This is a genomic window from Clostridioides sp. ZZV14-6153 (genome assembly GCF_020657855.1).
Classification (GTDB): Bacteria; Bacillota; Clostridia; order Peptostreptococcales; family Peptostreptococcaceae; genus Clostridioides.
On record NZ_JAGWCZ010000015.1, the window covers coordinates 37,730 to 64,353 of the forward strand.

Annotated in this window: 28 protein-coding genes; 23 read left to right on the forward strand and 5 right to left on the reverse strand. The window is 29.8% G+C overall.

Annotated elements, in window-relative coordinates:
• Positions 1–91 precede the first annotated feature (91 nt).
• Positions 92–1,018, reverse strand: a complete 927-nt coding sequence (gene fba, locus KGF46_RS15995) for a class II fructose-1,6-bisphosphate aldolase (protein ID WP_227829328.1) — start codon at positions 1,016–1,018, stop codon at positions 92–94.
• 207 nt (positions 1,019–1,225) lie between these two features.
• Here fba and KGF46_RS16000 point away from each other — a divergent pair, with 207 nt between their 5' ends.
• The 18 genes from KGF46_RS16000 (at position 1,226) to KGF46_RS16080 (ending at position 15,208) form a co-directional block, all read left to right on the forward strand.
• A complete protein-coding gene (locus KGF46_RS16000) occupies positions 1,226–1,555 on the forward strand; it encodes a DUF1904 domain-containing protein (RefSeq protein WP_227829329.1) in 330 nt (109 codons plus the stop codon).
• Complete coding sequence (locus KGF46_RS16005; RefSeq protein WP_227862159.1) at positions 1,555–2,277, forward strand: pseudouridine synthase; 723 nt, start codon at positions 1,555–1,557, stop codon at positions 2,275–2,277. The genes KGF46_RS16000 and KGF46_RS16005 overlap by 1 nt, the downstream gene beginning before the upstream one ends.
• Positions 2,278–2,309: 32 nt before the next feature.
• Entirely contained in the window at positions 2,310–3,665 is a 1,356-nt protein-coding gene (rlmD, locus tag KGF46_RS16010; protein ID WP_227862160.1) for a 23S rRNA (uracil(1939)-C(5))-methyltransferase RlmD, read from the forward strand.
• Positions 3,666–4,172: 507 nt separating this feature from the next.
• Positions 4,173–4,307 carry a hypothetical protein gene (locus KGF46_RS20125; protein WP_255287867.1) on the forward strand — a complete coding sequence of 45 codons (135 nt, stop codon included), beginning with the start codon at positions 4,173–4,175 and terminating at the stop codon, positions 4,305–4,307.
• 66 nt (positions 4,308–4,373) lie between these two features.
• Positions 4,374–4,592: a hypothetical protein gene (locus tag KGF46_RS16015; RefSeq protein ID WP_227829332.1), complete on the forward strand. Its 219-nt coding sequence runs from the start codon at positions 4,374–4,376 to the stop codon at positions 4,590–4,592.
• A 213-nt stretch (positions 4,593–4,805) separates the two neighbouring features.
• Positions 4,806–5,000 carry a hypothetical protein gene (locus tag KGF46_RS16020; RefSeq protein WP_227829333.1) on the forward strand — a complete coding sequence of 65 codons (195 nt, stop codon included), beginning with the start codon at positions 4,806–4,808 and terminating at the stop codon, positions 4,998–5,000.
• A 437-nt stretch (positions 5,001–5,437) separates the two neighbouring features.
• A complete protein-coding gene (locus KGF46_RS16025) occupies positions 5,438–5,725 on the forward strand; it encodes a hypothetical protein (protein WP_227829335.1) in 288 nt (95 codons plus the stop codon).
• 303 nt (positions 5,726–6,028) lie between these two features.
• A complete protein-coding gene (locus KGF46_RS16030) occupies positions 6,029–6,592 on the forward strand; it encodes an NAD(P)H-dependent oxidoreductase (RefSeq protein ID WP_227829336.1) in 564 nt (187 codons plus the stop codon).
• A gap of 218 nt (positions 6,593–6,810) precedes the next feature.
• Entirely contained in the window at positions 6,811–7,983 is a 1,173-nt protein-coding gene (locus KGF46_RS16035; RefSeq protein WP_227829337.1) for an MATE family efflux transporter, read from the forward strand.
• 418 nt (positions 7,984–8,401) lie between these two features.
• Complete coding sequence (gene vanR, locus KGF46_RS16040; RefSeq protein WP_227829338.1) at positions 8,402–9,097, forward strand: VanR-ABDEGLN family response regulator transcription factor; 696 nt, start codon at positions 8,402–8,404, stop codon at positions 9,095–9,097.
• Between the two features lie 35 nt (positions 9,098–9,132).
• On the forward strand, positions 9,133–9,648 hold the full coding sequence (locus KGF46_RS16045; protein ID WP_227842907.1) for a VanZ family protein: 516 nt from the start codon (positions 9,133–9,135) through the stop codon (positions 9,646–9,648).
• 28 nt (positions 9,649–9,676) lie between these two features.
• Positions 9,677–10,735, forward strand: a complete 1,059-nt coding sequence (locus tag KGF46_RS16050; protein WP_227829340.1) for a sensor histidine kinase — start codon at positions 9,677–9,679, stop codon at positions 10,733–10,735.
• Positions 10,736–10,868: 133 nt separating this feature from the next.
• Complete coding sequence (locus KGF46_RS16055) at positions 10,869–11,756, forward strand: ABC transporter ATP-binding protein (RefSeq protein ID WP_227829341.1); 888 nt, start codon at positions 10,869–10,871, stop codon at positions 11,754–11,756.
• Positions 11,757–13,004 carry an ABC transporter permease gene (locus tag KGF46_RS16060; protein WP_413926596.1) on the forward strand — a complete coding sequence of 416 codons (1,248 nt, stop codon included), beginning with the start codon at positions 11,757–11,759 and terminating at the stop codon, positions 13,002–13,004.
• Between the two features lie 396 nt (positions 13,005–13,400).
• Positions 13,401–13,775 carry a DUF2089 domain-containing protein gene (locus KGF46_RS16065; protein ID WP_413926887.1) on the forward strand — a complete coding sequence of 125 codons (375 nt, stop codon included), beginning with the start codon at positions 13,401–13,403 and terminating at the stop codon, positions 13,773–13,775.
• A gap of 70 nt (positions 13,776–13,845) precedes the next feature.
• The gene (locus tag KGF46_RS16070; protein WP_227829374.1) at positions 13,846–14,298 is read left to right on the forward strand and encodes an SHOCT-like domain-containing protein; all 453 of its coding nucleotides are present in this window, start codon (positions 13,846–13,848) and stop codon (positions 14,296–14,298) included.
• 18 nt (positions 14,299–14,316) lie between these two features.
• Positions 14,317–14,580, forward strand: a complete 264-nt coding sequence (locus KGF46_RS16075) for a hypothetical protein (RefSeq protein ID WP_227829343.1) — start codon at positions 14,317–14,319, stop codon at positions 14,578–14,580.
• Positions 14,581–14,743: 163 nt separating this feature from the next.
• Positions 14,744–15,208 carry a VOC family protein gene (locus KGF46_RS16080; RefSeq protein WP_227829344.1) on the forward strand — a complete coding sequence of 155 codons (465 nt, stop codon included), beginning with the start codon at positions 14,744–14,746 and terminating at the stop codon, positions 15,206–15,208.
• 386 nt (positions 15,209–15,594) lie between these two features.
• Here the strand turns inward: KGF46_RS16080 and KGF46_RS16085 are convergent, their stop codons facing one another.
• Entirely contained in the window at positions 15,595–16,287 is a 693-nt protein-coding gene (locus tag KGF46_RS16085; RefSeq protein WP_227829345.1) for an FCD domain-containing protein, read from the reverse strand.
• 25 nt (positions 16,288–16,312) lie between these two features.
• On the reverse strand, positions 16,313–17,500 hold the full coding sequence (locus KGF46_RS16090) for an MFS transporter (RefSeq protein ID WP_227829346.1): 1,188 nt from the start codon (positions 17,498–17,500) through the stop codon (positions 16,313–16,315).
• Between the two features lie 341 nt (positions 17,501–17,841).
• Here KGF46_RS16090 and KGF46_RS16095 point away from each other — a divergent pair, with 341 nt between their 5' ends.
• The 5 genes from KGF46_RS16095 (at position 17,842) to KGF46_RS16115 (ending at position 23,989) form a co-directional block, all read left to right on the forward strand.
• The gene (locus KGF46_RS16095) at positions 17,842–19,713 is read left to right on the forward strand and encodes a beta-glucoside-specific PTS transporter subunit IIABC (protein WP_227842908.1); all 1,872 of its coding nucleotides are present in this window, start codon (positions 17,842–17,844) and stop codon (positions 19,711–19,713) included.
• Positions 19,714–19,798: 85 nt separating this feature from the next.
• Entirely contained in the window at positions 19,799–21,205 is a 1,407-nt protein-coding gene (locus KGF46_RS16100; protein WP_227854813.1) for a glycoside hydrolase family 1 protein, read from the forward strand.
• 24 nt (positions 21,206–21,229) lie between these two features.
• A complete protein-coding gene (locus KGF46_RS16105) occupies positions 21,230–22,078 on the forward strand; it encodes a PRD domain-containing protein (protein WP_227842910.1) in 849 nt (282 codons plus the stop codon).
• Positions 22,079–22,497: 419 nt separating this feature from the next.
• Entirely contained in the window at positions 22,498–22,977 is a 480-nt protein-coding gene (locus KGF46_RS16110; RefSeq protein WP_227842911.1) for a GyrI-like domain-containing protein, read from the forward strand.
• A gap of 304 nt (positions 22,978–23,281) precedes the next feature.
• Complete coding sequence (locus tag KGF46_RS16115) at positions 23,282–23,989, forward strand: acyltransferase family protein (RefSeq protein ID WP_413926597.1); 708 nt, start codon at positions 23,282–23,284, stop codon at positions 23,987–23,989.
• 29 nt (positions 23,990–24,018) lie between these two features.
• Here KGF46_RS16115 and KGF46_RS20405 read toward each other — a convergent pair whose 3' ends face one another.
• Positions 24,019–25,056, reverse strand: a complete 1,038-nt coding sequence (locus KGF46_RS20405; RefSeq protein ID WP_413926598.1) for an MATE family efflux transporter — start codon at positions 25,054–25,056, stop codon at positions 24,019–24,021.
• A gap of 116 nt (positions 25,057–25,172) precedes the next feature.
• The gene (locus KGF46_RS16125; RefSeq protein WP_227842913.1) at positions 25,173–26,612 is read right to left on the reverse strand and encodes a transposase; all 1,440 of its coding nucleotides are present in this window, start codon (positions 26,610–26,612) and stop codon (positions 25,173–25,175) included.
• Positions 26,613–26,624: the final 12 nt, after the last annotated feature.

Sequence of the window (26,624 nt, forward strand, 5' to 3'; positions counted from 1 at the left end):
TAACCTATATACAACTTAAAAGAGATGGCTTAAAAATAATTTTAATTATTCTAAGTCATCTCTTTTCTTTTATAAATATTTAAAAGTTATATTAGTTTATAGAGTTAGTAGAACCTAAAACATCATCTATTTTACTTTCAACTACAGCTTGTATAGCATCTCTACCAGCACCAATGTATTTTCTTGGGTCAAATTCTTTTGGATTTTCAGCTAAGAATTTTCTAACAGCAGCAGTCATAGCTAGTCTTAAGTCAGTATCCATGTTTATTTTACAAACAGCCATAGAAGATGCTTTTCTTAACATGTCTACAGGTACACCTTTAGCTCCAGCTATATTTCCACCAAATTCATTACATGTAGCAACAGCGTTTTGGTCAACAGCAGATGCACCATGAAGAACTATTGGGAAACCTGGTAATTTACTTTGGATTTCTTCTAGTATGTCGAATCTTAATTTAGCTTCTCCTTTGAATTTGAAAGCACCATGAGAAGTTCCTATAGCTATTGCTAATGAATCAACTCCTGTTCTTTCAACAAATTCAACTGCTTCAGCAGGTTGAGTATATTTATGAACATCAGAAGTAACATCATCTTCTGTTCCAGCTAAAACACCAAGTTCTGCTTCAACAACAACACCTTTAGAGTGTGCATATTCAACAGCTTCTTTAGTTATTTTAACATTTTCTTCAAAGTCAAAATGAGATCCATCTATCATAACTGAAGAGAAACCAGCATCAATACAAGTTTTAATAGCATCCATATTTGGACCATGATCTAAGTGAAGAGCTACATCTACACCTATTTCATCAGAAGCAGCTTTAACCATCTCAACTAAAGTATGAGGTCCAGCATATTTAACAGCTGACATAGAAGCTTGTATCATAACATAAGAATTTTTAGCTTTAGCAGCCTTTAAAACACCTTGTAATTGTTCTAAGTCACTTATGTTAAATGCACCTACAGCAAATCCACCTTCGTAAGCTTTTTTAAACATTTCTTTTGTAGTAATTAATGCCATTTTAAACTCCTCCTATTAACTTTTAAAATTTACCCATCACTTATATTATAACGTTAAATCAAAAAAAGTATATAGTAAATTGTAATAACTATAAATTACAAGTATAATGTTAAATAGAAGATAATAGGATTAGGTAGAATAATAAAGAATAGAAACGATTTAGGAAGAATTAAAATAAAGAAGGGTTTAAAATAAAGGAGAGTCAATATGCCACAGATAAAGATAAGAGGAATTCATGAAAATGATATATGTAAAATAAGTGAAAAAATGATAGATGATTTAGTTGAAGCTGTAAAATGTCCAAGAGATTACTTTGAGATAGAATGTATAAAATCAGTTGCAATAAGAGATGGTAAAATAGTAGAAGTATATCCTTTTGTTGAGATAGCATGGTTTGATAGAGGACAAGAAGTACAAGACATAGTAGCAAGAATAATAACTGATAGCATAAGAAATAATTTAGATGTTGAAAGTATGGATTTAGCATTTACATTATTTGAAAAAGAAAAATATTATGAGAATGGAGAACATTTTTAATGGCTAAGAAGCAACGTATAGATAAAATTCTTTCAAACTTAGGTTATGGAAGCAGAAGTGAGATAAAGAAATATTGTAAGCAAGGGTCTGTAGTAGTAAATGGAAGTGAAGCTTCAAACCCAGGGACTCAAGTAGATACTGAAAATGATGAAATATTATTCAATGGAGAAGAAGTTGTCTATAGAGAATATATATATTTAATGATGAATAAACCAGATGGATATATATCAGCGACTACAGATAAATACGACCCAACAGTTTTAGATTTGATTGATGTATCATACTTAGCATTTGAACCATTTCCTGTTGGAAGATTAGACAAAGATACAGAAGGATTATTAGTTTTAACTAATGATGGGAAGCTTTCTCACAGAGTTTTATCGCCTAAGAAGCATGTGCCTAAGACTTATTATGCAAAAATTGATGGGATAGTGACTGAAAAAGATATAGAAGCTTTTGCAGAAGGAGTAGTACTTGATGATGGGTACAAAACTATGGCATCTCAGTTAAAAATATTAAAGAGTGATGAGGAATCAGAGATAGAACTTACAATACATGAAGGTAAATTTCACCAAGTTAAAAGAATGTTTGAAAGCGTAGATAAAAAAGTAGTATACTTAAAAAGATTGTCTATGGGTAATTTAAAGTTGGATGAGAGTTTAGAGTTAGGCGAATATAGAGAGTTGACAGATGAAGAAGTAAAATTGATTGAAGAAAAATAATAAAGACACTATAGTAAATTGGAGGAGAATTTGTGAAGAAAAAGGATATTATAGAATTTGAAGTAGATAAAATGGAGTTTGGAGGTACATCCTTAAGCCAAGTTGAAGATAGAGTTATTCATATGAAGGGCGGGATAAGTGGTCAAAAGGTAAAAGCTGCTGTTAAAAAAGTTAGAAGCAAAAAAGCAGAAGTTAAGATGATGGAGTTGCTTGAACATTCACCACTTGAAACTGAAATACCTTGTAAGCACTTTAGAGAATGTGGAGGATGTACATTACTATCAGTGCCATATGAAAAGCAATTAGAAATAAAAGAAAAACAAGTTATGGATTTATTTTTAAAGCAAGACTTATTTGGATTTCAATTTTTAGGAATAGAAGGAAGTCCTGAAAACAAGTACTATAGAAATAAAATGGAGTATACTTTTGGAGATGAAGTAAAAAATGGACCTTTAACATTAGGACTTCATAAAAAAGGAAAGCATATAGATATACAAACTGTTGAAGAATGTATGTTGGTTGATGAAGACTTCTCAAAAGTATTAGTATCTAGTGTGGAATTTTTCAATGAAAAAAATCTTCCTTATTATAGAACAATGAATCACAAGGGATATTTAAGACATCTTGTAGTTAGAAAAGGGATTCATACTAATGAGATTATGGTTAATATAGTTACTTCTTCTCAGGAAGATTTTAATATGAATGAATTTAAAGACATGCTTTTAGGACTTAATTTAAAAGCTGAGTTGGTAGGTGTACTTCACACTATTAATGATGGTCTGGCAGATGCTGTTCAATGTGATGAGTTGAGAGTTTTATATGGAAGAGATTACATACAAGAGGAGATTTTAGGGCTTAAATTTAAGATTTCTCCATTCTCATTTTTCCAAACTAATACTAAAGGAGCTGAGGTTCTTTATAGTATTGCTAGGGATTTTATTGGAAATTACAATGATAAGGTTGTATTTGATTTATATAGTGGGACTGGGTCTATTGGACAGGTTATGGCTGGTGCAGCTAAGAAGGTGTATGGTATTGAAATAGTTGAGGAAGCTGTTGTTGCAGCTAATGAGAATGCAAAGTTAAATGGACTTACTAATTGTGAGTTTATTGCTGGAGATGTGGCTAAGGTTGTTAAAGATTTGAAAGATAAGCCCGATTTAATCATTGTTGACCCTCCTAGACCAGGTATTCATAAGGATGCTATTAGAGATATTTGTGGATTTGGTGCAGAGGAGATTGTTTATATTTCTTGTAATCCTAAGTCTTTGGTTGTTGATTTGGTTGATTTTAAGAGTTATGGTTATGAGATTAAATTGGTCAAGTGTATGGATATGTTCCCCAATACACCACATTGTGAGACTGTAGTTAAACTTATTAGAGAATAACAGGGTTTCGACTGTTTGTATCATGTTATAAGGTTGGATTTGCCACCAGTTTGCCACCGTAATTGTTTTTCGGTGGCAAAGTGTATGTCTTAAACTATGAAAATTAAAATCTATACCAAGTTCATAATTAGCAACTCTACTTAAATATTTTAAACTATTTATTGTTACACGTTCACCCATTTCTTTTTTACATACAAAGTTGGAGTTTATATATTGTTCACAGAATTTTAATTTTATTTATTTTTGTAACTTCTTATGTTTCTTTAAAAATTTTGTTAACACATTGCCAATATTTATTAAAAATAGGCATATGGAAAATAATGACATGAATTTGCTTTAATATTATTTTCTTATTTTTTAAAATTCTAAAGTTCTTCTAATACAGTTCACATTCAGTACACAAACTTTTGATAATATATAAGTAAGCTAAAGGTTATATAAATACTAAATGAATTTAAATATACATATTTGTATATAAAATATATGAGAACTTTAGGAGGAATAAGTATGAACATATCAAGAAGAGCTATGAAGATAATAGAAATAGCACAAAAGATTGCTAATAAAAAGGGTATAACTGTAGATGCAGCTTGGAATGATGCTGTTAGAGAATATAAAAAGAAATACGAATATGCTGCATAGATAGTAAGAGGTTTAGGTTAATTTCTAACTTTTTTATAAAGAAAATAATTACTAGGAGGTATAAACATGAAATGTCCTAACTGCGGTAGTGAGAAAATTCAAAAAAATATTAAATGGGGAGGAAAAAGTGATACTGGCAATGTTGGATTAAGATACAATTTACTAGGGGCGGCAACAGTATATTCTGATTTATGTTTAGAGTGTGGTGAAATAGTTAGAACATACATAATGGAAGATACTGATAAGGATTGGCAGGTAAAAAGAATAAAGAAGATAAAAAAATAGATTAACCCAAAAGGTCATCTTTGTAGATGGTCTTTTTTTATACAATAAATTAAAAAGGAGAATGATAAGATTAATGGTTTAAGAGAAAAGATAATAAAAGAATTAGATGAATTTATAGTTTTTAAATATGGTAAACATTTGGTAAACATTATTATGGTATTATTTAGAAAATAAGATAAAGAAAAGGAGATAATAATTATAAAAAAACAATTTATGGTTCTAGGATTATCAGGATTAATTGGTTTAAGCGGATTTGGATTACTTGCAAATAAATCATTTGCAGATACTCCTGTATCTGGAGATGTTTATAAAAAAGAAACAACTAAAGACACTCTAGAAAAAGGAAATACAATTTTGGATGATGGTGTTTATAAAAAAGAAACAACTAAAGATGTTGTAAAAGAATAATTTAGTTTTTTATATATAGTAAAAGAGTGGAAATTCATTCCGCTCTTTTTTTCTTTATTAAATAAATCAAAAAAGCAACTCTAATATTTAGTTATGTTCAAAATAAAGTAAGATGGATATAAAAGAAATTCTTATTTCAGGTATAGTGCTGTATATTTCAATTTCATTTTTAGCCAATGATATAATATATGCTATAAAGCAAATAAATTGGAAAATTCCAGCGTTGATATCACGTCTAGATTCAGTTTTTATTATGATGTAATTCATAACCAATTCATATGAGATACATCTAACATCCTCAACTAATAATTCTAGTAGATTATATCAATAGATGGAGTGAAGACTTTATAATAATTATAAAAATATGGAAAAATATGTTTAATATGATTTTAATAAGGTATAAATTTTTATAAATAGAATGATAAGGGGTGGATAAGATGTTAATATATGATAAGAGTTTTTATCCAAACAATGTTTATCCAGCGATAGATTTTCCTAAGATAAAAAGACAATTAAAATCAATATATAAGAATGATTTATCAGATTGTGGCAGTATATGTATAATAGAAAGAAAAGAATATTCTATGAGTATAAATAGTATAGGTGAGATAAATGTATATTATGACTTAGAATATGAAAATAATATACAAAGTATAGTTGATGAAGTTGAAAAGTTATTCAAATCTCAAGTTAAAAATTTTAGTATATCAAAACTCAAGAATTGATGATTAGGAAGGTAGCAACTAGAGAGATAGTTGTTACCTTTTTTTATTCAATGATAGTAATTCCTTTTTGTTAAACATAAGATTAGTAGCACTATGATATGATTTTGTATATAAGTACCAATAGACTAACATGTAAGATACTAAGGTATTAGTATTGCAAGTATGTTTGCTGATTTATTATGTAAAATTTCAATTAGTAAGGTCTAGCACTGAAAGAAATCATAGAAAAAGAAGAATTGATATGATATACTACAATTGTGTCTTTATTGGAAATAGTGCTTATCAAAGATTGTAGGTGAAAAAATGAGTAAAATTTTATTTTTAAATGCTTGTGTGCGTCCAGAGTCACGTACATATATTTTAGCTCAACATGTGTTAGATAAAATGGATGGTATTATTGAGGAAGTGAAATTAGAAAGAGAGCAGATTATGCCTTTGAATTGGGAAACCTTACAAAAAAGAGATATATATTCTCAAAATCATGACTTTTCTGCACCAATGTTTAGATATGCTCATCAATTTGTGGATGCAGATGAAATAGTAATTGCTGCTCCTTATTGGGATTTGACATTTCCAGCATCTATCCGAATTTATTTTGAAGCTGTAACAGTTTGTGGCTTAAGTTTTAAATATGCCTCAGATGGAACAGCACAAGGTCTTTGTAAAGCTAAAAGAATCATATATGTAACTACTGCTGGAGGATTAATTTCAGAATATAATTTAGGATATGATTACATTAAAGCTCTATGCCATATTTTCTATGGAATACCAGAAGTTATATGCTATAAAGCTGAAAATTTGGATATTAAGGGTGCAAATGTAAAAGCAATAATGGAGAATTCTATAAAAGAAATAGGCAAACGATAACTTAAGTATATTGCACTGAGATATAGTTTTAAAGACACATTGTAACCATTATAAGGAGAGAGAGTCTATGTTTTTGACAAGTAATGTAAACTACAAAAAAAATATAATTCTTCCGTCAAAAAAGAGATTCAGACTATGTCCATGGCAAGGAAGATATCGATGGATAACTCTGCAAACTAATTTATAAATTAATCAAGTTTAAAGGAGAGTTATTTATTATGGAACAATTGAATATGTTAGAGGAAAAACCAGTATTACCATTATTGATGAGAATGGCAATTCCTCCAATGATTTCTAATCTAATTATGTCTATGTATAATATTGTAGACAGTATTTTCGTTGCTAAAATTGGGCAAGATGCAGTTACAGCAGTGTCGTTAGTATATCCAATTCAAAACCTTATCTTATCAATAGCATTAGGATTCGGAATAAGTCTTGCTTCTTGTATATCACGTTACTTAGGAGCAAAACAAACATTAGTAGCTAATAAAATAGCAACACATGGTATCGTTTTTGTAGGGATTCACTATATCATTTCTATTCTGTTAGGATTATTTCTAATAAATCCTTTTTTAAGCCAGTTCATATCAGATTCAACTATAACCCAATGGGGATACGATTATGCTTTTATTATTATTTTATTTTCTTTTTCTTTACTATTTGAGGTAGCTATTGAAAATATCTTTGTAGCAACTGGAAAAACTGCTTTACCAATGTTGACACAAGGACTAGGCGCAATTACCAATATTATATTAGACCCTATATTAATTTTTGGCTTATGTGGTTTTCCTGCTATGGAAGTACGTGGAGCAGCTATCGCAACAGTTATAGGACAGATTGCAGGTATGCTTTTGGCAGTTTTTATATTAAAATATAAGATAAAAGAAGTACGTATAAATTTTCGAGGTTTTCGTATAAGTAGTTCCGTTTTAAAAGCCATTTATAGCGTTTCTATACCATCAACATTAATGTTGGCGGTACCTTCCATTATGGTATCAATATTAAATGGTATTCTTGCTACAATTTCACAGACAGCTGTTGCAACATTCGGGATTTTTTTTAAACTTCAAACATTCGTATATATGCCATCATACGGGCTTATGCAAGCATTGAGACCAGTTGTTGGTTATAACTATGGCGCAAAAAAATGGTTTAGAGCTGAAAAAGCAATAAAAATTTCTATTGTAATTATAAGTTGTATAATGCTATTTGGAATGATTTTATTTGAACTTATTCCAGCACAAATACTTACTTTATTTAATGCTGATGCTGAAATGAAATCTATAGGAATTACTGCATTACGTGTTATTTCTCCAGCTTTTATTATCTCTGTTATATCATTACTTTTATTTTATAAATTTAAAAAACAAGCAATTACAAGCATTACATAAATTTTATATAATAAGAATTGAAGATTTTAATTTTAGAGTAAATGAAAATGAGTTGTTTTCATTAGTCGTGTTTTATATTCATCTTTGAACATCATTATACTTTCTCTATCATTATCTTATATAGTCATAACTAAGCATTCTCTTGAGGGGGAGTGTTTTTTTCATTTATCCAAACAACATTCTTTACTTCATCAATTATTATTCAGCAAGATTGTTTGAAAATTGAATACCAGACACTATACATTCTAGTCGTATGTGGTTGCTACCAAAAGAAGCAGAAAAACCGAAAGATAGCCACAAAAAGTTATAAGGTTAAGAAATTCTTAATAATTTCTTATGCAGAAAATCATAAATAGTAAAGATTCTTTTGATATAATAATAAAATATCTTAGATATGCCCGAAAGGAGGAAAACAGTTATGAATGATAAAATTCTTGTAGTAGATGATGAACATGATATAGCAGACTTAATAGAGGTCTATCTGCAAAATGAAGATTATATTGTATTTAAGTATTATTCAGCTAAGGAAGCCCTTGCTTGTATAGAAAATACAGAGCTTGACCTTGCTATTTTAGATATTATGATGCCTGATGTAAATGGATTTGATATTTGTCGAAAAATACGTGAGAAGGACACTTTTCCAGTTATTATGTTAACTGCAAAAGATGAAGAAACTGACAAAATTACAGGATTAACTTTAGGAGCTGACGATTATGTCACAAAGCCTTTTCGTCCCCTTGAATTAATTGCTAGAGTAAAGGCTCAGCTGCGCAGATACAAAAAGTACAATCATATACAAGAAGAATCTGATACAAGTTCTGTTTTGTGTTATTCAGGTTTAGAAATTAATATTAAGACATATGAATGTCTACTTGACGGAAATCCTATTTCACTTACACCAACAGAGTATTCTATACTTTGTATTTTGCTACAGAACAAAGGAAATGTTGTTAGTTCTGAGGAATTGTTCCATAAAATATGGCAAGATGAGTATTATAGCAAAAGTAACAATACAATCACCGTTCATATACGACATTTACGTGAAAAAATGGGTGACACTATTGAAAAACCTAAATATATCAAAACTATATGGGGAGTGGGTTATAAAATTTAACTAAAACTCAACATGATGAGAGGAAAAGTTACGCTATGAAGAAAAAAAATAAACATTTAAAAATAATTAGTTGTGTATTATTCATGCTTTATTTAGTCTTATTAGTATGGATTATATTGTTTAAACTACAATTCAGAATAAACGATATAGGTTACACAAGGAGTATCAACTTGATTCCCTTTCATTACTCTACTTCTGTTGGAGAACAGTTTCACTTTAAGGAAGTAATAGATAATATTTTAATTTTTATTCCTTTCGGAGTTTTACTTTCTATGTTGTCATCAAGAATGAAACTGCAAAATAAAGTTCTTATTATTTTTGGAACCAGTTTTATCTTTGAAATGATTCAGTATATTCTTGCTATTGGAAGTACAGATATTACAGACCTAATCACCAATATGTTCGGTGGAATAATTGGTATTAGTCTATATGCATTACTGCTGAAAATACTAAAAGATAAGCAAAAAACAGATACAGTAATTTCAACCCTAGCTGGAATCGTTGCAGTTCTTTTTTTAGTGCTGATGACAGTTCTTCTGTTATCCAATTAATGAATGTATAGATATGGAGGTGATAGCAATGACGAATAATGGTATAGAAAAGAAATTACGTATGAAACTCTGTATAACCTTAATTATTTATACCTTAGTTGGGTATGTTTTGACAATATTATTTGACTATGGATTCAGTAGATTTTCAAATACATTTTTTACGTGGCTACATCTTAGAGTTGAAGTCATTTATTTTCTATATTTGATTATAGGTTTTTTCTGTATTTTTTATCATTACTGGAAAAAACCGTGGGAATATTTGCAGGAAGTCATGAATGCCACTAAAACAATATATCAACCAAATGACAGCACCATTGAATTATCTGAACCACTCAAAGATATGGAGAAGCAGATGAACCAAATAAAAATGGCTGTTCTGATTAGCCAGCAAGCTGTAAAAGAAGCTGAAAACAAAAAAAATGAATTAGTTATGTATTTAGCTCATGATATTCGCACACCTCTTACCTCTGTAATAGGTTATTTAAGTCTACTGGATGAAGCACCTGACATACCAATAGAACAGAAAGCAAAATATATTGGAATTGCTTTGAAGAAATCTATACGTCTGGAAAAGCTCATTAATGAATTCTTTGAAATCACGAGGTACAATACACAGCAAATTCAACTAACAAAAACAAATGTAGATTTATACTATATGCTTGTACAACTCATTGATGAATTTTATCCTGTATTATCTGCTAAAGGAAATTCTGCTGTACTTAACGCAAATGAGAATCTGACGGTTTATGCTGATTCTGAAAAACTAGCTAGAGTGTTTAACAACATGCTCAAAAATGCTGTTACATACAGCTATCCTAATACAGAAATTCTGATTTACGCTCGAAGGGAACAGGATAAGATTAAAATTAAATTTGAAAACCAAGGGCAGACTATTCCAACAGAACAATTATCTACAATTTTTGAAAAATTTAACCGTTTAGATGAGGCTCGTAAATCGGATAGTGGTGGTGCAGGTCTTGGGCTTTCTATTGCCAATGAAATTATTCTTTTGCATGGCGGAGAAATTTTGGCTCAAAGTGAAAATGATAGGATTAGTTTTACTGTATTACTTCCAACTCAGTCTTAGGAAAACATTAATTGGATATTAGGATTTTCTTAGGAATTTATCCTGTTAATATTAAAGTTTAAAACGTCCTTGTTCAGTAAAATAAAACTGAACAAGGACGTTTGTCTTTGTATTATAAAAAAGGAGAAAAGGCATGGAATTGACAATTACAAATCTTAAAAAAAACTTTAAGGATAAAACCGCAGTTGATGATGTTTGTTTAAATCTTACACCTGGCGTGTGGGGACTTCTTGGAGCTAATGGTGCTGGTAAGACTACGCTTATGAAAATGATTGCGGATATTCTAAAACCAACTAGTGGGAAAATTATTTTTGATGGTAAGGATATTCATTCGATGGGAGAAGAATACAGAAATCTATTCGGTTTCTTACCGCAGGATTTTGGCTTCTTTCAAGATTTTACAGTAAAGGACTATTTGGAGTATGTGTCTGCATTAAAGGATGTTCCTGCTAGAGAAACAAGAAAAAAGATTGATAGCCTGCTACATACACTTACCTTGACTGATGTTAAAAATAAAAAAATTATCAAGTTATCTGGTGGAATGAAACGTCGAGTGGGAATTGCACAAGCAATGTTGAACGACCCTAAACTTCTAATAATGGATGAACCAACGGCTGGGCTTGACCCTGGAGAGAGGGTTCGTTTTCGCAACTTTATTTCAGAGTTCTCTCATGACAGGATTGTCCTTATTTCAACTCATATCGTATCTGATATTGAGTATATTGCCACTCAAAACGCCATTATGAAATCAGGAAGAATTCTTGATGTAGGGACAACCGATAAATTGGTCAAGCAAGTTACAGGTAAAGTTTGGAATTGTATCATACCTGCTGAAAAGATGCCTATGTATGAAATGCAGCTTCGTATTATTAACCAACGCAGTGAAGGTAATAATCAGGTATCAGTTCGTTATTTGGCAGATGAAGCCAAAACAAGTGATTCAGTAATGGCTCCACCCCGTTTGGAGGATTTATATTTATGGTTATTTCCACAAGAGGAAATCAGTGAGGAGGGAAAGTAAATGATGCGTATTTATCGTCTTGAAATAAAACGTGTGTTGAAATCACGTCGTTCTATCATTTTATTACTTATCGCATTATTCATGTCTGTGGTGATGGCTTGGCTTCCAGTCTTGTATGAGGATATCAATCAATATGATAAAAACGGCAACAAGGTAGCAGAGCTAAATGGGCTGGAAGCAATTGCTTATAAAAAATCACTTCGCTCTGAAAATAATGGAGAAGTTAATCCAGAAAAACTTAAAGAGGCTTTGAATAGCTATCAAAGTGCAGTTTCGGTGTATGGAGAAGACAGCCTTGATAGTGGTGAATTCCCTACAGATGTTTATATAAAAAAGGTATTCCCTATTCAATCTCTATTGGGAAGACTGCCAGAAGCCTATTCTAATTCAAAAACTGGTGAGGGAATAAGCTTAATGGATATTTCTCCTGATAAATTAGATGGCTTTTATGATCAGACGACGCAACATCTGAAAGATGTCATGCAGATGGAGCAAAAGAAATATCCAACCGCACAGGAACATGCTATACAAAAATATGTAGAAGTAAATACGCCTTTTAAGCTTTACGCTGGATATTCAAGAGACGCATTTGATTATATTATTCTATTTATTTTTCTTCTAGTCATTCTTTGTACGGCGGCTGTGACCCCTACGTTTTCTAATGAATACCAAACGGGTTCAGATAGCATTTTGCGCTGCACAAAACATGGACATTCTCGATTGGCAATTGCAAAGATTATGGCTGCACTTACTATTTTTACTGCAACATTCGCCATATGTATTTCAATTCATTTGATAATTTCAAATCTAGCATTTGGAACCGAGTGTATGAAAACATCTATGCAGATGCTATTTTCGGTTATCAGCTTGCCTGCACTCAATTTAGGGCAGCTTCAGATTACCTTGGCAATAGGAGGACTTATTTCTCTGTTGGCAACTGTCAGTTTCACACTGTTTTTATCAGCTAAATGCAAGGATTCACTTTCTGTTATCCAAATTGCTATTGTAACATGCTTACTTCCAATATTTACGTATTCGGCTGGAGCCAATTGGCTTACTTTTATCTTACCATCAGCAGGAGTAGGTATGCAAAATAGTTTATTGTACCAATTAATTAGCTTTAATTATCTGCATATTGGGCAGGCAAGCATTTGGGTACCGTATGTCATAATAGTGGCAGCAATAATTGAAATTCCTATATTTCTTTTTCTTGCTATACACGCTTATAACAAACATCAGGTTATATAAATCAACACTTTATGAACAACTGTTCAAAGGTTAAAAACCGTTGTTTGGTAATAGAAATGCTTGCTCTTAAACATAGGTGTTAGTAAAATGGCGGTTTTGAAGTAAAATCAAAGCCGCCATTTTCTAAAGAAGAATTGCGGAGGGTGTAATAAAGTCGCCCATTTTTAGGATATGATGGTATTTATGTATTTTGATTATATTCTTTTATAAACAAAAAGGAATTTGAAATAAGGATATAGAAACTAGTATTTCGATAATCAATTTATAAGTATAAATTGATTAATATTTTAGTGGCATATTAATTATTTTAATATTAATATTAATTATTTTAATATACATATTGACTTTATTAATTTTTTGATTTATATTATAGATATTAGATGGAAAGAAGGTGATATGATGTATCAAGTTATCAGCCGCTGTCCTGTCTGTGGAAGAAAACTTAAAGTTGTCAAGCTACAATGTGAAAACTGTGATACAGTGATTGAAAATGATTTCTGCCTCAGTGCATTTGACTATCTATCTGTAGATGATTTATTCTTTGCAGAAACATTTTTAAAATGTCGTGGCAATATAAAAGAAGTGGAAAAAGAATTAAAGATTTCTTATCCAACTGTTCGTTCTAGGTTAGATGATATTATACAAAAACTAGACGGAAAACCTAATGTGACATCTTCTTCTGATTCACATAAAAAAGAGATTTTAGATGCACTGGAAAAAGGAGAAATCTCTCCAGCAGAGGCATTAGAGCAAATGAAAGAAAATAAATGAAGCTCTATCTCTATCCCTGATAATAGCCAGAAGTAGTCACCAAAATACGAGGCTATTTCTGTTGGAATGGATGCAGAAGAGCAGAAATGAGGAAAATAATATGGATGAAAAAATGAGAATTTTAACAATGGTAGAGGAGGGAAAGCTCTCTGCCAAAGAGGCAATTGATTTGATTGATGCATTAGAAGAAACTACACCTCAAGAGGAGTTTACGAATTATTCAGAAGACTTTGATAGTCAAGCTTTTACCAAACAAAGCAGTACTTCATATGAAAATAAGATGTTGAAGATTATTGTGGATACTCCAGAGGGTGATAAAGTAAATGTGCAACTTCCTGTAAAGATTATACGTCAAATATTGAAAATGACAGGTAAGTTGCCAATTAAGAATGAAGATTTGCAAGGTATAGACCTAGATGCTCTTACTACCTCTATTCTTGAATGTCTGGATAATGAAACACTTGGAAATATCGTAGAGGTTGATTCGGCTGATGGTACTACAGTTAAAGTTTTTATAAAATAATACTAGGAGAATAGATTTATGCGCATTATTGTCCGCTCAAAAGAAACAAATTTGTGGTTACCCATACCACTGTTCTTAGCAAATACTGCAGTTCTTTTGTTGCCAGAATCGGTTATTGCAGAGATTAAAAAATCACTTCCAGAGCCATATCAGGAAGTCATTACCAAAAAATTTCTACAGGAACTCGTTCGAGAGTGTCAGTCTGTTCTTAAACAGTACAAGGGACTTGAGATTGTTCATGTGGAAACTCAGGATGGCACTTTTGTATCCATTCGCTTATAAAGTAGTGTTTATTTTGTATATTACTATTATTTAGAGAACTTACATTTATTTAGAGCACTCACATTTGTTGACTTAAAAAATACAAAAAGCATGTCCGTTTTTTACAATATTTTTTTCTGGTACAATGTTATAATCTATGTACTAATTTTAATGGAGGTAACTTATGAAATATGCAGGTTGTTTATTTGCAGTAAAAGATATTAAAATTGCCCGTAAATTCTATGAAGAATTATTTGATTTAAAAGTTATTGTTGACTATGGAAAAAACATTGTATTTGAGGGTGGGTTAGCATTACAAGAAGACTTTGATTGGTTGACAGGAATTTCAAAAGAAGATATGAAGAGCAAAGAGAATAACTGTGAAATATTTTTTGAAGCAGAACATTTTGAAGAGTTTATATTAAAACTAAATAAAAGAAATGATGTTACTTTACTTCATGGTGTAGAAGAAGCACCATGGGGGCAAAAGGTAGTTCGAATTTATGACTTGGATAACCATTTAATTGAAATAGGTGAGTCCATGAAATCAGTAGTTAATAGATTCCAAGAACAAGGTATGAATCTTACTGAAATAGCTACAAGAATGGATATAACTATTGATGATGTTAATCAAATTTTACAAGGCTAAATTATGGCTGATTAAGTAAATCTGAATATCAAATTAAGTAAGTCTGAATATCAAAATATAAAACAGTAAATTCTCATGATTTGCTGTTTTTTATATGCATAATTAAAGAAATGATATGATAATCATTAAAAATACACTAAACTAGGAAAAAAGAAATCTACAAAAGAATGCTTTATAATTGTTTATATTATAGTCAATTTTATTTTTAAGTAACGATTATATATAATCTAATATTAATTATAATACTTAATAAAATAATCTGTGAATAGTAAAACAGAGCTTATTTGGACACTATGTTTAGTAGTATGTTAAAACAAGCTCTTTGTGGTACATATTAAAATATTTAGTTCTCATAAGTATGAACTATCAGACCTATAAATAGAAGTTTAATCACGCTGAAATAACTGAATAACTCCCTCTAAATGGTTATACATTGATGTATAACCTAAATTAGCATCTTTACTATCAAAAGCCATCATTATCTCATGATGATGACTAATCATATCTTGAAGTGAGTTTCTATATTTAAAACCAAAGTATTGGTTAGAAGACACAGTTTTAGGTATTAGTTCATAATACTTTATAAAAATTGGATTGTGAGAAGCTAAAATTATTTCTTTGTGAAATTGCAGGTCAGCATCATAACATTCTTCTATTAAGCCTTGAGAAACTTTGTTTAGTTCTTCTACAGATTTCAAGTAAGCATATCTTATTCTTTGAAGTTCTTCAGAGGTAGCATTTAAAATGGCTAACTTAGTGGCTTCACTTTCTATAAGTTGTCTTGCTCTTAAAGATTCAACATAAAATTCTTGTATATTATGATTTTTATAAACTTCGTTATCAGAAAAAAGGTCAACTTTTTTAAATCCTTCAACTATGGGACTTGAATAGGGAATAGACCTAAGTATTCCTTCTTTACAAAGTTTGTCTATAGCATTCCTTACAGGAATTCTACTTATATTAAATAATTCAGCAATTTTTCTCTCACTTGGCAATTTACTATTAACTTTAAAAGTCCCATTTAGAATATTTTCTTTAATATAATCAATAATTTGTTCAGTGGCATTTAAATTTGTCATAAAAACTCCTAAACATATAATTTTTTTATGATTGTATTATATCACAGTTAAGAGTTAAATTTAATTTTTTATAGTATGTATAAGACAATATGGAAGCAATTACAGCAATAAAAGCTAAGGTAAAATAACCATATTGTATTGAAATATAATCTGATATTTTACCTACTAGCATTGGAAATATAGACATTCCTATAGCATAAACTGCTTGAAAAAACCCCATTGCAGTAGATTTTTGATACTTTGGTACATTTTTCATAGATTCGCTAGTAAGGTAAGAAAGAAGTATGCCCGTAGATATTCCTGGTAACGATTGTAGCATAAATATTATATTAATACTTTTTACTGTTGGAACTAGAAAGCAATAAACTGAAATCAAAAAAAATACTGATGGAATCCAAAATTTTGGTCCATGTTTTGTACAAAATTTAGTAGAAGCAAGTCCAGAAGATACAACAGCACATACCATATAAAATATAGAAGATAAGCCTATAATGGTGGAGCTAGAGCCTAGTTCTTTAAGAATTTGAGTAGTAAATGACATTGTTGTAGACATTTGGATGCCTTGTTGAATCAATGCCATAAAAGAAAAAAATACAAGTCTTTTATCTTTGCATATAGATAAATAATTCTTAAATGGTATTTTTTCGGTTGTTTTTCTTGAGTGATGATTTTTTACATTTAAGGCTAGAAGAGTACCAATGATTGAAGATATTACGCTCATAATACACAAATTTACCATTCCTAATTTTTCATAAAATAAGGTACTCATGACAAATCCAATTAACATTCCTAGGTTGTTTACCAATATTATCGTACTTGTAGCTTTTTGTTGATGTTCTATGGAAAAAAAATCAGTGTAGTGAACCATGTAAGAAATCCAAGTCGATGATGCTATTCCAGATAAGATATTAGCTATAAGAAATCCTTCTCCTCTAGGAGAAATAACTCTTATCAGAGATGCTAAACCAGCGAATAAAATTCCTGATAGTATAAATAGTTTATGCTTATTTACGGAATCTGCAAAAACTCCAACAGGAAGTCTTAGTAAGCATTGTGAGATTCCATATGAGCCTATTATTATACCAATCATGTTTGTAGATACGTTACATATACTTAAATATGGATTTTGAAAAGGTATGTATACGTATTGTGAAAACCAGAAAAATACAACAATAGAAAGTAAAAGTAATTTTTGATTAAATATTTTTTTCATATTATCCTCCAAGTGGTATATTTATAATGGAAATAATATACCATTTTGTTTATTAAATCAAGTATTTTAAAATTTAAAAAATAAATTTCAATATAACAATAAGAATTATTTGTTGAAAAATTATATTTTATAGTTGAATTAAGAAAACGCTTATGTTACTATAAAGTTAACAAATTTGAATATTACAGTAGACGTGTTACTGGTGATGCAGGCAAGATCGAATCAATTTTTATAGGTTACCTATATAGTACTATGGGTATAATCTATTTATTTGGTTCGATTTTTTTGTTTAATTGGCCATAAAAACAAAAAGCCTATAATTGAAGATGGAGGATTTATATATGGAGTATAAAAAAGTAGCTCAAGAAATTCTACAAAATGTAGGTGGAAAAGAGAATATAAATGAAGTTACTCACTGTATGACAAGACTTAGATTCAAAGTTAAAAGTACTTCTAAGGTTAATAAGGATGAGTTATCCAGAACTGAAGGAGTAATAACTGTTGTAGAGAGTATGGGTCAGATACAAGTTGTAATTGGTAATAAAGTAAAAAAGGTGTATGATGAGGTTGTAAAAATGGTACCTCAATCAAGTGAAATAGATAAGAAAAGTGGAAATGAAGAAAAACAAGGTATCATGAACTCTATATTATCTGCTGTAGCTGGAATATTTACACCTACAATACCTGCTATAGCAGGGGTTGGTATGATTAAAGGTATTTTATCAGTTCTTGCTATGTATTATATGAATAAAAATGGTGTAGATATAAAAGAGACTCAAAGTTATATTATTCTAAATGCTATGGCTGATTCTATATTCTATTTTATGCCTATCATACTAGGGTATACTGCGGCTAAAGTGTTTAATGCAAATAAAATAATATCTATGGTATTAGGGGCAACACTTTGTTATCCAACTTTTACAGCTTTGATGGCAGGAGAAGAAACAGTTAGATTTTTAGGCTTGGCAGTAACAAAGGCCACATATACATCATCTGTTATTCCAATAATTATTGCTATATGGGCTCTTTCATATGTTGAGAAAATACTGGAAAAGTATATACCTGAAGTAATTAAAATAATAATGGTTCCAACTTTATCATTAGTTATAATGTTACCTGCAACATTATTCTTATTTGGACCAATTGGGATATACGTAGGAAATGTTATAAACTTTGTTTACAAGTATATTTATGAACTAAGTCCTGCATTGTGTGGAGCATTCATAGGTGGATTATGGTGTGTATTGGTTATATTTGGTGCACATAGAGCACTACTACCAATAGGTATAAGTGATGTTGCTCAAACAGGAAGACAGAATTTATTGGCTTTTGCAGGAGCTGCAAACTTCTCGCAAGCAGGAGCTACTCTAGGGGTATTCTTTAAAACTAAAAATCAAGGATTAAAGACAATCTCTATGTCTGCAACTATAACGGCACTATTTGGTATAACTGAGCCTGCAATATATGGTGCTAATCTTAGGTTAAAAAAACCAATGGTATGTGCTGTAATATGTGGTGCAATCGGAGGTGGCATAATGGGAATGGGTGGCTCTTATGGTAACGCATTTGCAAACCAAGGTGTTTTAACTATACCTGTATATGCTGAAGCAGGAGCGTTAGGTTTTTTAAGTTATCTAGGAGGCTGTGCTATAGCATTTTTTGGTTCAGCAATTTTAACTTATTTGGTTGGGTTTGAGGACTTAGAAGAATCTTCTAAAGGAAATAGCTCTACTATAAAAGTAGAAACAAAAGATGGCGTTATTGATATAACTTCACCTGTGGAAGGAGATTGTATAGAATTATCAGAAGTGAAAGATGATGTATTTGCATCAAAAGCTATGGGAGAAGGTATAGCTGTATTACCTACAAAAGGAGTAATAATAGCTCCTACTGATTGTGAAGTAGCTTCTTTATTTCCAACATTACATGCAATAGGATTAAAGCTAGATAATGGAGCAGAAATGTTAATACATGTTGGAATTAATACAGTAGAGTTAAATGGAAAACACTTTGTAAAACATGTTAATCAGGGCGATTTAGTTAAAAAAGGTGCTAAACTGATAACCTTTGATATAGATGAAATAAAAAAAGCTGGATATGATGTAACTACACCAGTTATAGTAAATAATACGTTTGATTTTGCGCAAGTGATTTCTTGTAAATCTAGTCATGTATCTACAAATGATAAAATAATTTCATTAGTTAATAATTAAGTTGATTAGAACTATAAAGATTAACTCAGCGTAATAAATTAATAAATAAAACGATTAAAAAATTAATATAAAGGGAGTGACATTTATGAATACAGGATTTCCAAAAAATTTTTTATGGGGAGCATCATCTTCAGCATTTCAAGTAGAAGGAGCTTGGGATAAAGACAATAAAGGAAAAACAGTGGCTGATTACAATTCTTTTAAAAAGTCTCACTTGCAAGCAGACACTAAAGTAGCATCAGATTTTTATCATAATTATGAAGAAGATATTGAATTGATGAAAGAATTAGGAATGAAAACTTATCGTTTCTCAATTTCATGGGCAAGAATAATTCCAGATGGTGAAGGAGAAATAAACCAAAAAGGGCTAGATTTTTATAATAAAGTAATAGATAAATTAATAGAGTGTGACATTGAACCATTCGTAACTTTATATCACTTTGACCTGCCATTTACACTAGTGGAGAAGTATAATGGTTGGGAAAGTAGAGAGACTGTTTATGCTTTTGAAAGATTTGCCAAAGTATGCTTTGAGCACTTTGGAGATAGAGTGAAATATTGGCAACCTCATAATGAACAGAATTTAATAGTTAGAGTAGAAGAGAGAATTAATATATACAATGAAACAGACCCATGGAAGATAGATAAAATGCGTGCTCAAATGGATTATAATCTTTGTTTAGCCCATGCATTGGCTGTTAATGCATGCCATGAAATGATAGAAGGAAGCAAGATTGGAGCAGCAGTATCATCATCTGTAACATATCCTCTTACATCTAAACCAGAAGATGTATATGCTGCAAGAATGAATGATAACTTTAAAGTGTACTACATGCTTGATATGCATTATTATGGAGAATATCCTGGGTATTATATGAATTATCTTGAGAAAAGAAATATAGTTCCTCATATGGAAGATGAAGATAAAGAAGTACTTAAAAAAGCTAAAATGGATTTTATAGCTGTAAATTATTATAGAACAAACTGTGCAGAGGCTTTACCTGAGGATTCACAACATCCATTTGGGTTAAGAGAAGGAACAGTTGACTTTAGTATGTATGGATTATTTAAAATGTCGCTAAATCCTAATCTAAAGGCTTCAGAGTATGGTGCATCAATAGATTCATCAGGTCTTAGAGTTGCATTAAATGAATATTGGCAAAGGTATCACTTACCTGTTATAATAACGGAGAATGGGCTTGGAGCTAAAGATGTCCTTGAAGATGGTAAAATTCATGATGACTATCGTATAGATTATTTAAACAGTCACATAAATGCATGCAAATTAGCTATTGAAGATGGTGTAGAGATGATGGGATATTGTCTATGGTCATTTACAGACCTTTTAAGTTCTTCACAAGGTTTCAATAAACGTTATGGGCTTGTTTATATAAACAGAACAGACCACGAAACTTTAGATTTAAAAAGAATAAAGAAAGATAGTTTTTATTGGTATAAAGAAGTCATAGAGAGTAATGGAATAATAAAATAAATATAATATATTGAGGTTTTTAGTATGTACATTACAAAGGTATTAAATAATTCGTTGCTACTTGCAAAGGATGATAATGACGAAGAAATAATATTGATGGGAAAAGGAATTGGTCATAATTATAAGATTGGGTCTGAGTTAAATAAAGAAGATATAGAAAAAACTTTCGTTCTTCATGATGAAAATATAAAAAAGAGTATTATACAACTTGCATCAGAAATAGATGCAGAATACTTTGGTATAGCTCAAATGATAATCTCATATGGAATAGAAAAGTACAACTTAAAACTTATGAACCATATATACTTGGCTTTAACTGACCACATCGCCTTTGCAGTGAGACGATTTAAAGAAGGTATAATGATTGAGAATTACTATTTGTTTGAAATTAAAGAATTTAATCCAAAAGAATATGATATAGGAAAATATGCGATTACTGTTTTTAAGGAGGTTCTTGGTTTAGAACTACCAGAAGAGGAAATTGGTAATATAGCGGGCCATTTTATAAATGCACAACAAGACAATCCTTATAGTGATAGAAATAAGAGAAGTGCTAAAATTGTAAATGCCATTTTACAAATAGTTCATTATCACTTTTCTATTGTATATAATAAAGAATCCTTTTATTATATGAGATTTGTAATGCATCTAAAGGCCTTTTCTCAAAGATTTCTGTCTAATGAACCATCAAAAGAAAAGATAGATTTTATATATAATCAAGTACGCAAAAATTGTAAAGAAGAATATGAATGTGTAAAAAAAATAGGAGCTTATATATACAAGGAATATTCTAGAGAATTGCCTAGGCAGGAGGAATTATATTTAATGATTCATATTCATAAGATTCTAGGTGAATTAGATGAAAACTGTTAGAATGTTTTAGTATATTAGTAACTTGATAATAAAAATAAGAATTAATTAAATTTAAATAATGGAATTATTTTAAGAGATAGTTGTCAAACTATCTCTTAATTTTATGCAGAAGGTACCTATAAAAGAAGCAATTTAACAAATATGTTTAATCTTAATGTTATTAATATATTAGAAGAACTACAAAGTCAATTTTACTTTTCTTTATGACTTTAAATGATAAATACTAGCTATTTAACAAGCAGAACTATTTTTTATTTGAATTATCCATTATTTTGTATATATCTACTTAAAATAAGAGCACTGTGTGACAAGCATCATAATATTGGTTTTGTTATACTATTAATATAAAAAATGCAACTAAAAACAAAAACTACAAAACAGAGGCTAAGAAATAAAAATAAAATAATGGAGGATATGAAATGGCTAGAATATCTAATATAACGATGGCTGAACAGCCTGAGTATTGCATTTTAGCAATACGAAAAACTATTGACTTTATGGTAGAATTTTCAGAGTTTTCACAGCAAAGTTTTCGAAAAATTTCCAACTATCTAGAAGAAAAGGGAATATTGTCTGCAGGAGCACCAATTGTATGTTTTCATAACATGGACTTGGAAAAATTAGATGTTGAAGTAGGTTTTCCTGTAACTAATCATTCTGTATCTAATAATATGAACAGAAAAAATGAGATTTTGCAAAGGATTGTTCCAGCACAGAAAATAATAACTGCAATTGATTTAGGACCATATGAACTGCAAGACCCTACACTTGAAGAATTATTTTCGTGGGCGAAGGACAGTGGATATGAACTTCATGGAGATATCTATTATCAATATTTGAATGATTTAAATCGTCCTGCAAGTGAATATCTCACTAAAATGATGTTACCTGTTATATAAATAATAAAACAGCATGAAAATTTTAGGAATGTCTGTGGATGCATAGGTTTAACTGTAATAAAAAACAAGTTAACGACCATTTTACTATGAATGGTCGTTAACTTGTTTTTTATATGGATTGTTTATGATATGACCGATTAAATTGTTATTTAATGAGTGACTGACAGACGTTTTTATTGAAAGTTACTACCTGTTATGCGATAATAAGGACTTGTTAGGGGGATTATTATAAATGATGGATAATTAAATATAGTATTATTTTCTATAAAAATTAGTTACCAAGCTATTTGTGATTATCTAACATTTGATTTTACCAAACTATAATTATGATAAATTGAAATCTTTTCTAAAAAATGCATTATTTATCTATGGAATAGCTATTGTAATTTATATTCCTTTAAATATTTACAATGGATATTTTTCCATGAATAATTTGTTACCTAATATTATTAAGGATATTGTATTTGATGGGACTTTATATCATTTATGGTATCTTCCTGCATCAATTATTGGAGCAAGTATTGCATATTTTCTTGTAAAAAAATTAGGTTTAAAGTACTCATTTGTAATTACTATTATTCTTTACGTAATTGCTATATTTGGTGATAGTTATTATGGCTTTTCAGAAAAATTACCATTATTAAAGAATTTATATGAGTATGTTTTTGAAGTATCAGATTATACACGAAATGGTGTGTTTTTTGCCCCTGTATTTTTCATACTTGGAGGGATAGTAGCTAATAAATATAATTACATGTCACCTAAAAATAGCTTGATTGGATTTCTTATATCATTCTTACTTATGTTTTGTGAAGGAATTCTTTTACATAAACTAGGGGTACAACGTCATGACAGTATGTATATTATGTTATTGCCATGTATGTATTTCTTATTTACAGCTTTAACATTTTTGAAAGGTCCTCGAGCTAGGTTATTGCGAACATCATCATTAATCATTTATATTCTACATCCATTAATATGTCTTAAAAAAAATAAAAAGTTATTTACATAAAAGGTGAACTTTTGATAGAGTCCACCTTTCTATTTTTTTGACCTATAAAAAATAATATACTGAAATGTTACAACAGAAACCCACCCTATGCCAGTAGCAAATGCAATCGTCTTTAAACCAAATTGTTGAATAAACAAATAAGAAAGAATAACGCGAATTGATATATGTAAGATAGTTCCAATCACAGGAATATTTACTTTTCCACTTCCTCTATACCATCCAACAAATGAACTCCCTATAAAACACAAAACATACAAAATAGCGATAGTTTTCATGTACTCTATGCCATTTATCATAATTTTATTATTAGCATTATTCATCATAAATTCAATAGTAGTCTTTGCAAAGAAATACATTATCAAAGATAATCCAATTCCTAGACACACTAGGATAATCAATCCTGTATAAAATCCTTGTTTTGCTCTTTTTCTATTTTCATTTCCAGTATTTTGTGCGACAAATATAGAAATAGCCTCAGCACCACTATCACCAAAAGAATTAGCAAAGCCTTCAATTCTTGTAGTAGCAGTATATGCTGTAATCATGTCTGTCCCCATTAGATTTACAGCTCCCTGTACTAGTAATTTTCCAATATATAAACTGGATTGATGAAGAGCTGAAATTAGACTATAGGATATAGTTAATTTTAGTAATTTCCATTCAAACTTCATATCTTCCCTTCCAAACAAAAGAAATGAAATGTTTTTTCTTATATAAGTAAAGCAAAGAATGGATACAAGAGTCTGTGAAAGTACAGTTGCAAAAGCTGCTCCTTGAATTCCAAAATCACATACTGCAACAAAAATTATATCTAAGATAGTATTTATTATCATTGAAAACATTAAGATAATTAGAGCAACTTTAGTATTTCCAACAGCTCTCAAGGCTGCTGATAATAAATTATAAAAATATGTTGCGATAAATCCACCAAAAATAATATTTAGGTATGATATCGCAATACTTGAAACTTCTTGTGGTGTATGAATTAGATTTACTGAAACTCCTACACCTAAAGGTGTAGGGTTCTTAGGTACTACATGAATTTCTACAATACTCTCAGTTATAATGAATCATGACCTACAACATATTATCACTAATCATATTCCCTAAAACTTTTATTAACAAAGTATCTGTTGATACCATTAACGTTAACATTAGGCTCATTTCTCAACCTGTATAGTTTTTATATCCCCATACTAGATATTAATTTATAACCATTTGATTTTATCTTTTTTAATCTATTTATTTCTTTGTCATGTAGTATTTTAAAGTTATCATATGTGTTAATACACAATTCTCTGTTGATTGATTTTAAATCTTCATTAACATTCATTATTAAAAATGCAGAATAGCAATCTCTTTGAATATCCATACCATTATTCCATCTATCTTTTAATTCCTTCTTATTGTACTCATCTGAAAAGTGATTATATTGACTAGCCCTACATTTAGCAGTATCTATCTTATATAATTTTTCTCCACTCCATTTTAACTTGTTATCTAACATATTCAAAAACATTGATGGTGCTTTATTTGCTAATGATTTTCCAAAACGTTTCTTCTTATTGATTCTACCAGTCTTTTCATTAATAGTAGTATCCTTTGCTCTAGTTTGAAGTCTTTTATAACTCATCGTTTCAACATAAAACTTATCACCTAAATTTAGTAATTTGTTAATTAACACATAATGGTCTTGCTTTCTTATTTCAGCCTGCTTTCTATATAACTCTTTTCTTAGTGTTTTTAATTTAATATAGTGATTACTAAATATCCACTTATCTCTATTTCCTTGTTTTATAGTACCATTATCATTGAATTTATTAGGATTAGTTGCACGTTTACTTCTATCCATTTTTCGTTGAATTAATTTTAATTGCCTATATATATTATTAACATTAGGGGCTAACTCCAATAACTTAACATCGCATTTACTAGATATAGCTATAGTTTGAGTTCCAATATCTATACCTACATTACTTAAACCAATTTGCCCTTTTATTTTTCCTTGATTGGTTGTTTTTTTAGGTGGAACTCCTTGTAAAGCTAATTGTACATACCATTTAGTCCTACCTTTAATTTCTTTTTTAAGTATTCTACAATATTTTATTTTATCTTGAATTGCCCTTTGAGCATAGTTGTCATTGTTCTTTATTATTACTGGAATAGTCATTTTATTAAATTTAATAATACCATCTTTGTAGCTAATACCAGTTGAATTTTGTTTCCCTTCTATTGACGTTAATTCATTATATCTAATATAATTAACCCGTTTAGCTTGATGATATATGTACTTACTAAAAGCATTAAAACATCTTGTAGCTATCTTCTGAGATATGGCAGAATGTAGTTTATAATATTTACAAATAGGTTTAACAAAATTATGAAGTGAATACTCTGTTAAATTATATTTTTTATTAATATCACTAAATATTCTATTTCTATCTTTGCCCTTATATTTGCAATTTGCTTGATACTCCTTAGATTCTATCATGTGGTTATATCTTTTAAATAGCTCTGATAAACATGAATTATATACTTTTCTATACTTATCAAAAATATTACATATAATATCTTCTTGAAACTTTTCTGTTTTTAATTGCAATGTTAATATATAATTTGACATAGTGTTCACCTC